Source organism: Agrobacterium sp. LEGMi-208b (assembly GCF_059511785.1).
Genome location: NZ_CM183445.1, coordinates 2,592,384 through 2,606,013, shown reverse-complemented (window position 1 = coordinate 2,606,013; position 13,630 = coordinate 2,592,384). Strand labels below are relative to the sequence as shown.

At 58.7% G+C, this 13,630-nt stretch carries 18 protein-coding genes and 3 tRNA genes; 9 read left to right on the top strand and 12 right to left on the bottom strand.

What is annotated here, in order from left to right; genetic code table 11:
* Positions 1–39: 39 nt before the first annotated feature.
* From rplL to AC5YUO_RS12585, 7 genes are all read right to left on the bottom strand, one after another.
* Positions 40–417, bottom strand: coding sequence for a 50S ribosomal protein L7/L12 (gene rplL / locus AC5YUO_RS12615; protein WP_400813413.1), 378 nt, complete (start codon positions 415–417; stop codon positions 40–42).
* A gap of 59 nt (positions 418–476) precedes the next feature.
* Complete coding sequence (gene rplJ, locus AC5YUO_RS12610; protein WP_004442637.1) at positions 477–995, bottom strand: 50S ribosomal protein L10; 519 nt, start codon at positions 993–995, stop codon at positions 477–479.
* 355 nt (positions 996–1,350) lie between these two features.
* Complete coding sequence (rplA, locus tag AC5YUO_RS12605; protein ID WP_003523724.1) at positions 1,351–2,046, bottom strand: 50S ribosomal protein L1; 696 nt, start codon at positions 2,044–2,046, stop codon at positions 1,351–1,353.
* A 2-nt stretch (positions 2,047–2,048) separates the two neighbouring features.
* Positions 2,049–2,480, bottom strand: a complete 432-nt coding sequence (gene rplK / locus AC5YUO_RS12600; RefSeq protein ID WP_003523723.1) for a 50S ribosomal protein L11 — start codon at positions 2,478–2,480, stop codon at positions 2,049–2,051.
* Positions 2,481–2,624: 144 nt separating this feature from the next.
* Complete coding sequence (gene nusG, locus AC5YUO_RS12595; protein WP_003523721.1) at positions 2,625–3,155, bottom strand: transcription termination/antitermination protein NusG; 531 nt, start codon at positions 3,153–3,155, stop codon at positions 2,625–2,627.
* Positions 3,156–3,200: 45 nt separating this feature from the next.
* Positions 3,201–3,401, bottom strand: coding sequence for a preprotein translocase subunit SecE (gene secE, locus AC5YUO_RS12590; RefSeq protein WP_003523719.1), 201 nt, complete (start codon positions 3,399–3,401; stop codon positions 3,201–3,203).
* Positions 3,402–3,584: 183 nt separating this feature from the next.
* Positions 3,585–3,660, bottom strand: a tRNA-Trp gene (locus AC5YUO_RS12585).
* Between the two features lie 191 nt (positions 3,661–3,851).
* Between AC5YUO_RS12585 and AC5YUO_RS12580 the strand changes: the two genes are divergently transcribed.
* A complete protein-coding gene (locus AC5YUO_RS12580; RefSeq protein ID WP_496153532.1) occupies positions 3,852–4,439 on the top strand; it encodes a histidine phosphatase family protein in 588 nt (195 codons plus the stop codon).
* 177 nt (positions 4,440–4,616) lie between these two features.
* Here AC5YUO_RS12580 and tuf read toward each other — a convergent pair whose 3' ends face one another.
* Complete coding sequence (gene tuf, locus AC5YUO_RS12575; protein WP_173614730.1) at positions 4,617–5,792, bottom strand: elongation factor Tu; 1,176 nt, start codon at positions 5,790–5,792, stop codon at positions 4,617–4,619.
* Positions 5,793–6,195: 403 nt separating this feature from the next.
* Between tuf and AC5YUO_RS12570 the strand changes: the two genes are divergently transcribed.
* On the top strand, positions 6,196–6,828 hold the full coding sequence (locus AC5YUO_RS12570) for a TerC family protein (RefSeq protein ID WP_400813408.1): 633 nt from the start codon (positions 6,196–6,198) through the stop codon (positions 6,826–6,828).
* A 471-nt stretch (positions 6,829–7,299) separates the two neighbouring features.
* Here AC5YUO_RS12570 and AC5YUO_RS12565 read toward each other — a convergent pair whose 3' ends face one another.
* Positions 7,300–7,668: an MliC family protein gene (locus AC5YUO_RS12565; RefSeq protein ID WP_496153531.1), complete on the bottom strand. Its 369-nt coding sequence runs from the start codon at positions 7,666–7,668 to the stop codon at positions 7,300–7,302.
* Here AC5YUO_RS12565 and AC5YUO_RS12560 point away from each other — a divergent pair.
* Positions 7,667–8,146, top strand: a complete 480-nt coding sequence (locus AC5YUO_RS12560) for a hypothetical protein (RefSeq protein WP_496153530.1) — start codon at positions 7,667–7,669, stop codon at positions 8,144–8,146. The two genes, AC5YUO_RS12565 and AC5YUO_RS12560, sit on opposite strands and share 2 nt — an antisense overlap.
* Positions 8,147–8,290: 144 nt before the next feature.
* On the opposite strand, the gene AC5YUO_RS12555 is transcribed toward AC5YUO_RS12560, so the two are convergent.
* Positions 8,291–8,740 carry a hypothetical protein gene (locus AC5YUO_RS12555; protein WP_496153529.1) on the bottom strand — a complete coding sequence of 150 codons (450 nt, stop codon included), beginning with the start codon at positions 8,738–8,740 and terminating at the stop codon, positions 8,291–8,293.
* 242 nt (positions 8,741–8,982) lie between these two features.
* Here AC5YUO_RS12555 and AC5YUO_RS12550 point away from each other — a divergent pair, with 242 nt between their 5' ends.
* Complete coding sequence (locus tag AC5YUO_RS12550; protein ID WP_496153528.1) at positions 8,983–9,303, top strand: BA14K family protein; 321 nt, start codon at positions 8,983–8,985, stop codon at positions 9,301–9,303.
* A gap of 131 nt (positions 9,304–9,434) precedes the next feature.
* Positions 9,435–9,629 carry a hypothetical protein gene (locus tag AC5YUO_RS12545; protein ID WP_496153527.1) on the top strand — a complete coding sequence of 65 codons (195 nt, stop codon included), beginning with the start codon at positions 9,435–9,437 and terminating at the stop codon, positions 9,627–9,629.
* A 175-nt stretch (positions 9,630–9,804) separates the two neighbouring features.
* Here AC5YUO_RS12545 and AC5YUO_RS12540 read toward each other — a convergent pair.
* Both AC5YUO_RS12540 and AC5YUO_RS12535 read right to left on the bottom strand, forming a co-directional pair.
* Positions 9,805–9,878, bottom strand: a tRNA-Gly gene (locus tag AC5YUO_RS12540).
* A 25-nt stretch (positions 9,879–9,903) separates the two neighbouring features.
* Positions 9,904–9,988: transfer RNA gene (locus tag AC5YUO_RS12535), tRNA-Tyr, on the bottom strand.
* A 209-nt stretch (positions 9,989–10,197) separates the two neighbouring features.
* Between AC5YUO_RS12535 and rlmB the strand changes: the two genes are divergently transcribed.
* The 4 genes from rlmB to AC5YUO_RS12515 all read left to right on the top strand — a co-directional run bounded on the left by rlmB (position 10,198) and on the right by AC5YUO_RS12515 (position 13,565).
* Complete coding sequence (gene rlmB, locus AC5YUO_RS12530; protein WP_496153526.1) at positions 10,198–11,085, top strand: 23S rRNA (guanosine(2251)-2'-O)-methyltransferase RlmB; 888 nt, start codon at positions 10,198–10,200, stop codon at positions 11,083–11,085.
* Between the two features lie 77 nt (positions 11,086–11,162).
* On the top strand, positions 11,163–11,555 hold the full coding sequence (locus tag AC5YUO_RS12525; RefSeq protein WP_400813401.1) for an acyl-CoA thioesterase: 393 nt from the start codon (positions 11,163–11,165) through the stop codon (positions 11,553–11,555).
* 193 nt (positions 11,556–11,748) lie between these two features.
* A complete protein-coding gene (locus AC5YUO_RS12520; RefSeq protein WP_496153525.1) occupies positions 11,749–12,153 on the top strand; it encodes a DUF2946 family protein in 405 nt (134 codons plus the stop codon).
* 47 nt (positions 12,154–12,200) lie between these two features.
* On the top strand, positions 12,201–13,565 hold the full coding sequence (locus tag AC5YUO_RS12515) for a PepSY-associated TM helix domain-containing protein (protein WP_496153524.1): 1,365 nt from the start codon (positions 12,201–12,203) through the stop codon (positions 13,563–13,565).
* Positions 13,566–13,630: the final 65 nt, after the last annotated feature.

Below are 13,630 nucleotides of genomic sequence, written 5' to 3'. Positions count from 1 at the left end.
AAAGGGGCATCAAGCCCCTTCCCGCCAGCAATCGCAAGATTACTTAACGTCAACCTTGGCGCCTGCGTCTTCAAGCTTCTTCTTGAGATCAGCAGCTTCAGCCTTGGAAACAGCTTCCTTGACAGCCTTCGGAGCGCCTTCAACGAGGTCCTTGGCTTCCTTGAGGCCGAGGCCGGTGATAGCGCGGACTTCCTTGATGACGTTGATCTTGTTGGCGCCAGCGTCAACCAGGATCACGTCGAATTCAGTCTTTTCTTCTTCAACAGCAGCAGCAACGCCAGCACCGCCAGCAGCAGCAACGGCTACCGGAGCAGCAGCGGAAACGCCCCACTTTTCTTCGAGAAGCTTGGACAGTTCTGCAGCTTCCAGAACGGTCAGCGAGGAGAGGTCTTCTACGATCTTTGCGAGATCAGCCATTTTGATAGTTCCTTTTGTTCAGTTCGAACCAGTTTGAATATTTACAGCGAAAAACCGCCTTAAGCGGCTTCGTCCTTCTTGGCGTAAGCCGAGAACACGCGGGCAAGCTGGCTTGCCGGTGCTGCAACAACCGTAGCGACGCGAGTTGCCGGGGCATTGAGAAGGCCCAGCAGCTTTGCACGCAGCTCGTCCAGCGAAGGCAGGGTCGCAAGCGACTTGACTGCTTCGGCGTTGAGCGTGGTTGCGCCCATGGCGCCGCCCAAAACAACGACCTTGTCGTTGGTCTTGGCGAAATCCATGACGACTTTCGGAGCGATCATCGGGTCAGTGCTGTATGCAATCAGCGTCTGTCCCTTGAAGAGATTGGTCATCCCTTCCGACTCCGTACCCTGAAGAGCGATCTTGGCCAGGCGGTTCTTCGCGACCTTGACGGTGCCTCCGGCAGCGCGCATCTTCGAACGGAAGTCGTTCATCTGCGCAACGGTGACACCAGCATAGTGGGCCACGACAACCGAACCGGAAGCCTTGAAGACTTCGTTCAGCTCCGTGACGAATTCGCGTTTTTCCGCTCTTTCCACTGTCTGTCTCCAGTAGACGGGAACACAACATGTGAACCCGTCGGGTTTGCCTTTGCCCCAAGGGACCTTTTTACAAAGATCCCGAGCGACGCTCGAGGATCCTGTCCCCCGCTCTGTCGCCGCAAACGGCTTCAGGCACAGGCACACCAGGTTCGAACCGGACAGTCAGGCATCGACAGATGCCTCAAATCCAGCCTCACCCGTCTCATGCAGGCTAAATGATTAAGGCCAGGCCCCGAAAGACATAGCCACCCGCAATCTCGGACAGGAGTTCCGGGTTTCCCCGGAAATCTCCGGCTCCCTGGGAGCCGGAAATTCTTTTATTCACACTCCCCTTGGGAAGCGCGAGAATTGATTAAGCGGTAACCGACGAAGGGTCGATCTTGACGCCCGGACCCATGGTCGAGGAAATCGCGACGCGCTTGACGTAGTTGCCCTTGGCACCGGTCGGCTTTGCCTTGATGACGGCATCGGCGAAAGCCTTGATGTTTTCTTCAAGAGCCTTGGCGTCGAACGAAGCCTTGCCAACGCCAGCGTGTACGATACCGGCCTTTTCGACGCGGAATTCGACAGCGCCGCCCTTGGATGCCTTGACAGCACCGGCAACGTCCATGGTCACGGTTCCGACCTTCGGGTTCGGCATCATGCCACGCGGGCCGAGTACCTTGCCGAGACGGCCGACGAGCGGCATCATGTCCGGGGTCGCGATGCAACGATCGAAGTCGATCTTGCCGCCCTGAACGATTTCAACCAGTTCCTCCGCACCGACGACGTCAGCGCCGGCAGCCGTGGCTTCATCAGCCTTGGCGCCACGGGCGAAGACGGCGACGCGAACGTCACGGCCGGTGCCGTTCGGCAGGTTGACAACGCCACGAACCATCTGGTCCGCATGGCGCGGGTCAACGCCGAGGTTCATCGAAACTTCAACGGTTTCGTCGAACTTGGCGACAGCACGTTCCTTGACCATCGAGATGGCGTCGGTGAGAACGTAAAGCTTGTTGGGATCCACGCCTTCGCGGATCTTCTGAATGCGCTTTGCTACCTTGGCCATGATCAACCTACCACTTCCAGGCCCATGGCGCGGGCAGAGCCCTCAACCATTGCCATTGCGCCTTCGATGTCGGCTGCGTTCAGATCCTTCATCTTGGCTTCAGCGATCGTCTTGACCTGAGCCTTGGTGATGGAGCCGACCTTGGCGCCCTTGCCAGGCGTCTTGGAACCGGAGGTGATCTTAGCTTCCTTCTTCAGCCAGTAGGTCATCGGCGGCTGCTTCATGACGAAGGTGAAGGACTTATCCTGGTAATAGGTGATGACGACCGGGATCGGCATACCCTTTTCCATTTCCTGCGTGGCGGCATTGAACGCCTTGCAGAATTCCATGATGTTAATGCCACGCTGACCAAGTGCCGGACCGATCGGCGGGGACGGATTGGCCGCCCCGGCCTTTACCTGCAACTTGAGCTGGCCTGCAACTTTCTTAGCCATATCTCTCTGCCTTTCAATTCAAACCGGTTACCCGGCTTCTCTTAAGCCGGATCGCTCCGGCGGCTGCGGTTGCGTGGTGCGGCGCCCTGCCCCGGCTTAAAGAGCCAGTTAGCCTTCCACGCGCTTGGGGCCTTACCCCGCCAATCAGACCTTTTCGACCTGATTGTATTCCAGCTCGACCGGTGTCGCGCGGCCGAAAATCGAAACTTCCACCTTCAGGCGCGAACGCTCTTCGTCGACATCCTGAACCACGCCGTTGAACGACGCGAACGGACCGTCGGAGACGCGAACCTGCTCGCCGATCTCGAACGAAACCGAAGACTTCGGACGCTCGACACCTTCCTGAACCTGACCGAGGATACGCTCGGCTTCATAATCGGGAATCGGAACAGGCTTGCTGTCCGAACCGAGGAAACCGGTGACCTTCGGCGTGTTCTTGATGAGGTGATAGGCCTCATCCGTCAGGTTGGCGCGCACCAGCACGTAACCCGGAAAGAACTTGCGCTCGCTATCGACCTTGCGGCCGCGACGCACCTCGACCACCTTTTCGGTTGGCACGAGGATTTTCTCGAAAAGATGATCAAGACCCTTCTGACGGGCCTTTTCCTCGATCGACTCGGCGACCTTCTTTTCGAAATTCGAATATGCGTGAACGATGTACCAGCGCGCTGCCATTTTTATTCTCCGTTCGATCCTTCTACCGGGCCTTTGACCGCGCCGTTACCGGCCTACGTTCAGCACCAGGCTGAGCAGCCAGCCGATGAGCTGGTCCGCAGCAAAGAAGAACAGAGCCGCAAAAATGACCATCACCAGCACCATAGCCGTCGAAATCATGGTCTCGCGGCGCGACGGCCAAGTGATCTTTGACGCTTCGGCGCGAACCTGCTGCAGAAACGTAAACGGATTGGTTTTGGATGCCATTGACTGCCCACGCAATTACGGCGCGTAAAGCCGAACTAATCAGCCCCACGCACCGCGTGTCTGTTTTGACCCTACATAAACACCGATTCCACTTTTAACAAGAGGAAATCGACATTCGGCGAAATTCGCCGGAAAACCGGCCCCATCTGCCATGCAGCGAAAACCGCGCTTGCGAATGGAAAGTGGCAGGGGCAGAGGGGCTCGAACCCCCGACCTGCGGTTTTGGAGACCGCCGCTCTACCAACTGAGCTATACCCCTTAGTCACCTGAAGCGGCCGCGAAATCGCTTGGCCAATTCGGTATGCGCTCCTTTAAGGTGCAGGGAAAAGAATGGCAAGTGTGTTTTTTGTTTTTTCACATTGTCTGGCAAAATAGCCGGATACATCATCCGGCCTGAAAGCCACATTCCCGAACTCCCCGTCACTCGCCACCTCAACCGCAGGAAAACTCATGAGCATTTATCTCGTCCGCCATGGCCAGACCGAATTTAATGCCGTCCGCCGCTGGCAGGGCCAGGTCGATTCGCCCCTGACCGAGACAGGACGGCAACAGGCGATACGCATGGGACGCAGGCTCGCCGCGCTGATTGAAACCGATGAGGCGCATATTTTTTCGAGCCCGCTCGGCAGGGCAAGACAGACCTGCGAGATCATCGCCGGCGAGATCGGCATGATCGATGGCGTCACCCTCGATCCCGGCCTGATGGAGATCGGCATGGGTGTTTGGGACGGCATGACGGATTACGAGATCGATCAGGAATATCCGGGCATGCGTGACGGGCTGGATCGATATGAATGGTTTTTCCATGCGCCGGGCGGCGAAAGCTTTGAGAAAATGACGGACCGGGTGGCGCGCAGCCTCAAGACCATTCAGCAGAGGCAGGCCCGCGATACGATCGTCATCTGCCACGGCATCACCAGCCGCATCCTGCGCGGCGTCTACGCAGACCTTCCGAAAGCAGAAGCGCTGCGCCTCGACGTGCCGCAGGACGCATTTTTCCATCTCAGGGACGGCGATATCGCCCGCATCGACTGCTGAGCCCGTTCGGACAATAAAAAACCCCGCTGTCTCCAGCGGGGTTTTCTCAATCCCTTGCGGGTTTGAAATTACTCGACGATCGAAGCAACGATGCCGGCGCCGCCTGCAAATCGCGCTTGCGCGCCATTTGCAGATTTTTGTTTGCCGTCGGCAGGCTTACGGCATCGTTAGCAATCGTTATTCAACGATCGAAGCCACGATGCCGGCGCCGACGGTACGGCCACCTTCGCGGATCGCGAAGCGCAGCTTTTCTTCCATCGCGATCGGAACGATCAGCTCGACGTCAACGGTCACGTTGTCGCCAGGCATAACCATTTCCGTGCCTTCCGGAAGCGTAACGATGCCCGTTACGTCCGTCGTGCGGAAGTAGAACTGCGGACGGTAGTTCGTGAAGAACGGCGTATGACGGCCGCCTTCTTCCTTCGTCAGGATGTAGGCTTCGGCCTTGAACTTCTTGTGCGGCTTAACAGAACCCGGCTTGCACAGGATCTGACCACGCTCGACGCCGTCACGGTTAACACCGCGAACCAGTGCACCGATGTTGTCGCCGGCCTGGCCCTGGTCGAGCAGCTTGCGGAACATTTCAACGCCGGTAACCGTCGTCTTCGAGGTCGGACGGATGCCGACGATCTCGACTTCTTCACCAACCTTGACGATACCGCGCTCAACGCGACCCGTCACAACCGTACCACGGCCCGAGATCGAGAACACGTCTTCGATCGGCATCAGGAACGGCTGGTCGATCGGACGCTCAGGCGTCGGGATGTAGGCGTCAACCGCAGCCATCAGCTCGCGGATCGCGTCTTCACCGATCTTCTTGTCGGAATCTTCAAGAGCGGCAAGAGCCGAACCCTTGATGATCGGGATATCGTCGCCCGGGAAGTCGTAGGACGACAGAAGTTCGCGAACTTCAAGCTCGACGAGCTCGAGAAGCTCGGCGTCGTCAACCTGGTCGACCTTGTTGAGGAACACGACGATCGCCGGAACGCCAACCTGACGGGCAAGCAGGATGTGCTCGCGGGTCTGCGGCATCGGGCCGTCGGCAGCCGAGCAAACCAGGATCGCGCCGTCCATCTGCGCAGCACCGGTGATCATGTTCTTCACGTAGTCGGCGTGGCCGGGGCAGTCAACGTGAGCATAGTGACGGTTCGGCGTCTCATACTCAACGTGGGCCGTCGAAATCGTGATACCACGAGCCTTCTCTTCAGGAGCAGCGTCGATTTGGTCATACGCCTTGAACTCGCCGAAATACTTCGTGATCGCAGCAGTCAACGACGTCTTGCCGTGGTCGACGTGACCGATCGTGCCAATGTTGACGTGCGGCTTATTGCGCTCAAACTTGCTCTTTGCCATGTGAATTGCTTCCTGTGAACGTGAAGTAGTTTTCCCGGCGAACCGGTTTGGTGTCGCCGTTTAAGGCTTTGTAAGCGAATGCGCAAGACTTAATTGTGAAAGCGTCTTCGCGCGCGCCCTAAGCGTGCCTCGAGGCCTGTATATGGTATCTGGTTGGCGACATTCAAACCCTCGCAACGGCGAGGCGGGGGTTGGCCTGGCACTCTCCTCCTCCCGCATGGCCAATCACTAAATAAGATATTTCTATCACAACTTCTTTACCTGCACCGGCATGATGGCTTAAGGACATTCCATCGCCGGGGGGAGACGGGCGACTGGAATCCGGCGCGAACGCGCCATCCCATTCCATATCTCGATCCGTTGCTTTCCCTCGCGACTTCTTTATCCGTTTCAGGACCATCCCATGGAAATCTTCACAGCCGCCGGTTTCACGGCATTCTTACAGGTCATCGCAATCGACCTCGTTCTGGCGGGCGACAATGCCATCGTCATCGGCCTTGCCGCCGCCGGTCTGCCCGCTCACCTCCGTCGCAAGGCGATCCTGGTCGGCATCATCGCCGCCACGGTGCTGCGCATCGGCTTTGCCGCCGTCACCGTGCAGCTTCTCGCCATCGTCGGCCTGCAATTGTTCGGCGGCCTGCTGCTTGCCTGGGTGTGCTGGAAGATGTGGACTGAACTGCGCGAGGCCGCAGGCTCGATCGAAGACGAGGTAACGGACGAAGAGGCGGACCTGACCAAGGGCCACAAGACCTTCTTCCAGGCCGCGACCCAGATCGTCATCGCCGATGTGTCCATGTCGCTGGATAACGTTCTTGCCGTCGCCGGCGCCGCACAGGAACATGTGACGGTGCTGATCATCGGCCTCGTCGTGTCGATCGCGCTCATGGGCCTCGCCGCCAACTTCGTCGCCAAGCTGCTGCACCGCTATCGCTGGATTTCCTATCTCGGCCTGATGGTCATCATCTATGTGGCGCTCAACATGCTCTACCACGGCACGCTCGAGGTTCTGCCCCATATCCAGCCCTATCTGGGCTGAAACGACTAGTAGAAACGCTTCTCCAGGAGGCCCGGAAACGCCAGTTTCCGGGCCTTTTTCATGGCCGGTGACCGTCAGGTCCCCTCACCCGGTTTTGCCGCCGCGGACAGGAAGAATCAATCCCAACATTTGCTGCAACATCAGGAGAAGACAGGGAAATCGTGATTTTTCGCCGATAAATTCTGACAATTGAGGTCAGCCACGGGCAAGCCTAGGGAGCTAGTCAATAAGTCATAATAATAAAAAGAAAGGTAAAGCTGCCAATGGCTTATGACTGGAGCGGCGGTCGTACCCGCCGCCTTCGCAGAATGAGGTTCGGCGTTGTCGCCAGCTCTCTCATCCTGCTGGCGCTTCTTGCGTCGCTCGTTCTTGGCTGAACGCGCCGCGCGCGCACTCCCACGCTGACCGGCGGCATGGCAAGGTTTTCAGGAACCGCCCTGCCGCCGCTCCTTTGCGGGGAAGTTCCCGCACTCAGGATTTCTTGGCCTCGACGCAATGAACCGGCTGTTTCATCTCCGGATCCGCCATCAGATCGTAAAGATCCGCCTCTTCACCCTTCGACCACCAGACATAGATACCGCCCTGATATTTGGCGCCCGACCCTGATATGACATTTGCGGCAACGGTCACGCCGTCCTTCAGCCCCAGCCGCACGAGACTGATCTGGCCCGCATTAAAATAGATCGCCTCCACCTTGTCGGCGGCGCATTGGTAGACGGTCTCCACCTTTTCGACCGCCACGTCTTTCGGAAGCGGAATCACCAGATCTTCAGCCATGGCGCCGGTAGCGACCGACATGGAGAAAGCTGCAAGGCACATAGCGGCAACGGATTTTTTCATGATGACCCTTTCGCGATTTCACCGAAGCATAAGGTCATGCCAGCAAAGCCGAAATGGGGCCGCCGCCTCTAAACATGTCAAATTTTCGGGAATATCGGCCTCGCAAACATGCGGCGGTGGCGCACAGGCCTTCACCACCTTCATTCAGGCCGGCAAGCTGTGGCAGAACCTATCGAAACAGCCAATAAACGCCGCCAAGGATCACCGTCCACATCAACAGGGATATGGCCAATACGGTGAGATAGTTTCGAAATCGTCTGGTCATCCGCCCACATTGCCGGCGAGCCGTCATAGGACAGCCGCAGCCGTTGAATTGCTGGATGCGGATCAAACCGCAAGATCAACTCTTTCTATCAAGAGATTGAATCGCAAGCCATTCGCAGATTTTACCCGCCCGAAAACGGGGTTGTCCCGTTCCGCGGGTTCAACCCCGCCATCGAACGCGCTCATCCGCGATCATGGCCCTGATCGCGGATGAGAAGTAATGTCGTCTGCCGGCGAGGACGGCAAAGGCACTGAAACAAACGGGCGCAGCCGAATCTGCTCACGCCTTGTCCGAGGCAATTCCGGATAGTGCGGCGATGCCGGGACAGCGGTCATCAATCCGCCGCCCCTGCCCGTCTCAGCTCTTGAGAGCCGTGTTGCACAGGCTCCAGTAACCGCCGCCCTTCTGGATCCATTTCAGATCGCCGAGCGTGCCGTCATTCTTGTTCTTGTGATAGGAGTCGACACAGGTTTTCAGGCGAGCCTTTCCGGGCGTCTCGCTTGAATATTTCTTATCGACAGCACTCGGGAAAGCGACGCCCTTCGGGGCCTTTATCGTCGCTTTTTCGGGTTCTTTTTCGGTGGTGGCCGCGACCTGCTTGTCGTCGGCCGCATCCTCGGCGGCCGCCTCGCTGCCGCAGAACTTGGCGCGATAGTCGTTCCACTTGATGTCCTTGGCAGACCCGTCGGCTTTCGCCGCCTGATATTTCACGCTGCACTCCTTCATGGTGAGTGCGGCTGCGGGGGAGACAAACGCCGCCGATGCCAGCAGCGCAAAGGATGAGAAAATGACAACCCTGTTCAACATTGAAGACTCCCGTTTGCATGATTGCGGGCTGACTATCTGACCGGATTTTCCGCTTGTCAACGAGCAGTGCGGTATGGGCGGAAAGTCAACTCGACAAGGAACCGGAGCATTCCGATATAGCTACTTCGACCGCATCCCACGGCTAGCCACGAGAATCACGTGTTCGTGTGGCGTCAACCCTTCATCGGAACGAATTTCCTAAGTTTTCGTTAGCATACCGAACGAATAACGAGGATTTATCGATGTTGAGGATGCCGAAGACCATCTCCGCGCTCGCTCTTGGCCTCGCGATATCTGCCGCTGCTGTGATACCCGCCCATGCCTTGAGCCTCATACAGCCGGCCTATGAAACACAGGCGCAGACTTCAGATCAGCGCGCCTATCCCGCATCGGCCTTTGCGGCAGGGAAAGGCGAAGAGGCCACACCGAGCGGTTACGCCCTGTCACAAGCCGAAATCAACCACGTAAAATGGTGTGCGGCGCGCTACACGTCCTACCATCCCACCGACAACAGCTATATGGCCGCTGCGGGCACGCGGACGCAATGCCGCTCACCCTATTGATTCGGTTGCGGCCCGGGCTGCGTCTGCGGCCCGGGCCATTGTCGACAAGATAAAATTTACCTTAAATTCTAGTGATCTGAACCTTTTTCCCCGCGCGCCGTTTGAAGCGCGTGCCAAATGGGGAAAACGCGATGTTTTGGAATCTGGAAAAGCTTGAGCAGGAACGACTTGATCTGATGGAGGTCATCACGGCCCTGCGTCAAATCGAGCGCCTGTCGAAAACGGATCGCACCTCGATCTTTGAGGAAATTACGGCACATATGGGAAGGCTGAGCGAACTGGATGCGGAGAAATTGCGGATCCAGTCAGCCCTGGAGGCATGCTGAAAGAGGCGTTGGGGGACGCAAGGCCCCGACAAGACGCCGCCCCGGGACAAACACTGAGACGAGAACGCCCTTTGCACAGCTTGCAAGACACCGAAAGACGGCCGCATGTTTCCGTAGAGGCGAAAAGCCACAAGGCAGCGCTAAACAGACTTCATTGAAGTATGGAAAGAGTAGCTGGAGCGGGTAGCGGGAATCGAACCCGCGTATTCAGCTTGGAAGGCTGCTGCTCTACCATTGAGCTATACCCGCGGTGGCGATTTCGATCCGTGCAGAATGGTGGAGGGAGTTGGATTTGAACCAACGTAGGCGTAGCCAACGGATTTACAGTCCGTCCCCTTTAACCACTCGGGCATCCCTCCAGTTATCTGCGAGGATCAAGCGACCAAGCTCTTCAGATTTCGCTGCGGCGAAGCGCCGTTGCGTCGTCTGTGGCGCGTATATGACGGCCTCGTTCGTTTCTGTCAACACGCCCTTTCACGAATTTTCGGGAAAAAATTCAAACCCCTTTGCAGCCCTGTGGATTATCACGGGGGCTGGTGCGCGCCTCTTCCCGGAGATATAAGGCGCCATGAGCAAAGACGATCCCAACAACAAATCCACCCGCGACACGCACTACGCCAACCTGCGCCGTGCCGTGCGCGACGCCAAGCGCGAGCGCGGCGAAATTCCGACCCCGCAGCAGCCGCGCCGCAAGAACCGCGGCGCCGACGACTGGAAGCCGCCGCAGCTGGCGCCCGATCAGGTGCATCTTTATGGCCTGCACACCGTGCGTGCGGCACTTGCCAATCCCGAACGGCAGATCATCAAGCTTTCCGTGACGCAGAACGCCTTTGCGCGTCTCGATATCGGCGAAGCGGACGCACAGCCCTTCCCGGTGGAGATGGTTTCGCCGCAGGATATCGACAGGGTGCTCGGCCCCGAAGCCATCCACCAGGGCGTGATGCTGGAAACCCGGCCGCTGCCGGTCAAGCGTCTCGGCGCGCTGAAGGACAGCCCGCTCATCCTCGTGCTTGATCAGGTCACCGATCCGCACAATGTCGGCGCCATCATGCGTTCGGCGGTCGCCTTCAACGCCGGCGCCGTCATCACCACCATGCGCCACAGCCCAACCGAGTCAGGCGTGCTGGCGAAATCGGCTTCCGGCGCGCTCGAACTCATTCCCTATATCCAGATCACCAATCTGGCCGATGCGCTGGGCGAACTGCACAAACTCGGCTTCTTCTCCGTCGGTCTGGATTCGGAAGGCCCCGCCCCCATCGAACAGACCTTCAGCGGCGAAAAAATCGCGCTGGTGCTGGGCGCCGAAGGCAAGGGGCTGCGCCAGAAGACCCGCGAAACCGTCTCGGCGCTCGCCCGTCTCGATATGCCCGGCGAGATCAAATCGCTCAACGTTTCGAATGCGGCAGCCATCGCCCTTTATGCAACGCAGCAATTTCTGGGCAAAGCGTCGTCCTGACGCTTGCTCTTCCTTGCGAAATGGCAAAGCGCAACGCATGCTGCGCCTTTGTCATTCCGCATGGAGAAAATCTCAACATGACCGAGCAGACCATCAAACCGACCGGCGAGCTGACGCTCAGGACACTAGCCATGCCGGCCGACGCCAATCCCGCCGGGGATATTTTCGGCGGCTGGGTCATGTCACAGATGGACTTGGCAAGCGGCATCCGCGCCGCGGAGCGTTCCCGCTGTCGCGTGGTCACGGCGGCGGTCAAGGAAATGGCCTTCGAACTGCCGGTAAAGATCGGCGACACGCTGTCCATCTATACCGATATCGCCCGCGTTGGCCGCACGTCCATCACGCTGACGGTGGAAGCCTGGGCGCAGCGGTCGCGTTATGACAAGCTCGAGAAAGTCACCGCCGGAACCTTCATCATGGTGGCGATGGACGAAAACGGACAACCCACGCCCATTCCGGCCGCGGATTAAGCACGCTGCGGCGCCGGGCTCCAGCGCCGCACTCCGTTCAAGCCGCATATAGAGCAGGCAGCATCGGCACCCCACGCATTACCGGGATCATTCTTCAGCCTGGCGCAACCCTTGTCGTTCCTGCCTTGCCGTCCCTCCCGTGTCGTCATTGTGTCGCGGTGACATTTCGCCGCGAATGTGACATTGCGATTGCATGGGATTCATTCGCAGGATCATGCAGGACAGGAGTTCGGCGGGCGCCATCGCCATGCTGGCGGTTCTGCTTTTCCTTTTGCAGGGTCTCGCCAACGGCCTGACCAGCGGCAATATGGCGATGGCCGCGCTCGCGGCGGATGAAATCATCTGTTCAAGCCATATGCCGGAAGGCGGCTCCGGCAAACAGAACCCGGCCGGCAAGATCGCCGATGACTGCTGCGGCACGCTCTGCCGTCTGGCCTCGGCCACGGTCGCCGCTCTTCCCATTATTCCCGTTGAACGCGCGGACAGGATCATCCCGGCGGTCGAAGTCGCCTTTCTGAACGTCGAGGCGCTGCTACCGCCATCGCCACCCAACCTGGAATCGCGCCCACGCGCACCTCCCTCCGCTCCGCAGCGCTAGAACACTGTCCGGCCAGCCGGAATATTAATCTTCTTGCGGAGACATCCATGTCCGTTACGACCTCTTTCGAGGGCGAGCGTGCGCCTGCGCATTCCTCGTCCGCAAATCTTTACCGCGCCGTATGGCGCTGGCATTTCTATGCCGGTCTCCTCGTCCTGCCCTTCATGATATCGCTCGCCATCACCGGGGCGCTTTATCTCTTCCGGGATGAGTTCGATAATCTCCTCCACTCGGACCTGAAGCGCGTGGAGGTGGTGCAAAACGCGCCAAAAGCCCTGCCTTCCGAAATCGTGGCCGCAGCGCTCGCGGCGGTTCCCGGCACCGCCGTCAAATATACCACACCCGCCGATCCGGGCGCGTCGACGGAAATCACCATCAATACGGCGGATGGAAAGCGGGCCGTCTACGTCAATCCCTACACTGCTGAGGTTGCGGGCTCCCTGCCGGATCGCGGCACCGTCATGTGGACGATCCGCTATCTCCACAGCCTGAAATATTTCGGCACCTATGCCCGCTATCTGATCGAGATCGCCGCCGGCTGGTCCATTCTTCTCGTCGCCACCGGCATCTATCTCTGGTGGCCACGCAAACAGACCGGCGGTGTCGTCTCCGTGCGCGGCACGCCAAAAAAGCGGGTGTTCTGGCGCGATACCCACGCCGTCACCGGCATTTTCGTCGGCTTTTTCATCGTTTTCCTTGCGGTTACCGGCATGCCCTGGTCAGGCGTATGGGGTGCGAAGGTCAATGAATGGGCGAATGGCAGCAACTTCGGATATCCGGCGGGCATCCGCACCGATGTGCCGATGTCGGGCGAACATCTCGATCACGTGGCGAAAACAAGCTGGTCGCTGGAGCAGGCGAAAATCCCGGAATCAACCCATTCCGCCGAAGGCCAGCCAATCGGGATCGACGGGGCGATCGCACGTTTCGACGCGCTCGGCCTTGCCGCCGGTTACGCGGTCGCCCTGCCGGGAAAACCGAGCGGGGTTTATAGCGGCTCCGTCTATCCCGATGATCTGGCGCAACAACGTGTGGTCCATCTCGATCAATATAGCGGGGAGCCGCTGATCGACATGAGCTACGCAGATTACGGCCCGCTCGGCAAAGCGCTGGAATGGGGCATCAACGTGCATCTGGGACAGCAATATGGCCTCGCCAACCAGATCGTGCTTCTGGCGGCCTGTATCGGCATTGTGTTGCTCGCCGTGTCCGCCGGCATCATGTGGTGGAAACGCCGCCCGAAAGGGTCGCTCGGCGTGCCGCCCCTGCCGCAGGAAAAGCGAGTCCTGTACGGCCTGCTCGTCATGCTCGCCATCGGCGGCATCATCTTCCCGCTGGTGGGTGCCAGCCTGCTGGCCATGCTGGCGCTGGATCTGATCGTACAGTCCCGCCAGAAAAGACGCGCAATCTGAAAATGAAAACAGCCGGGCGAAAATCCCGGCTGTTCCCCTGTCATCGGCAATGCGACGGCAATGGC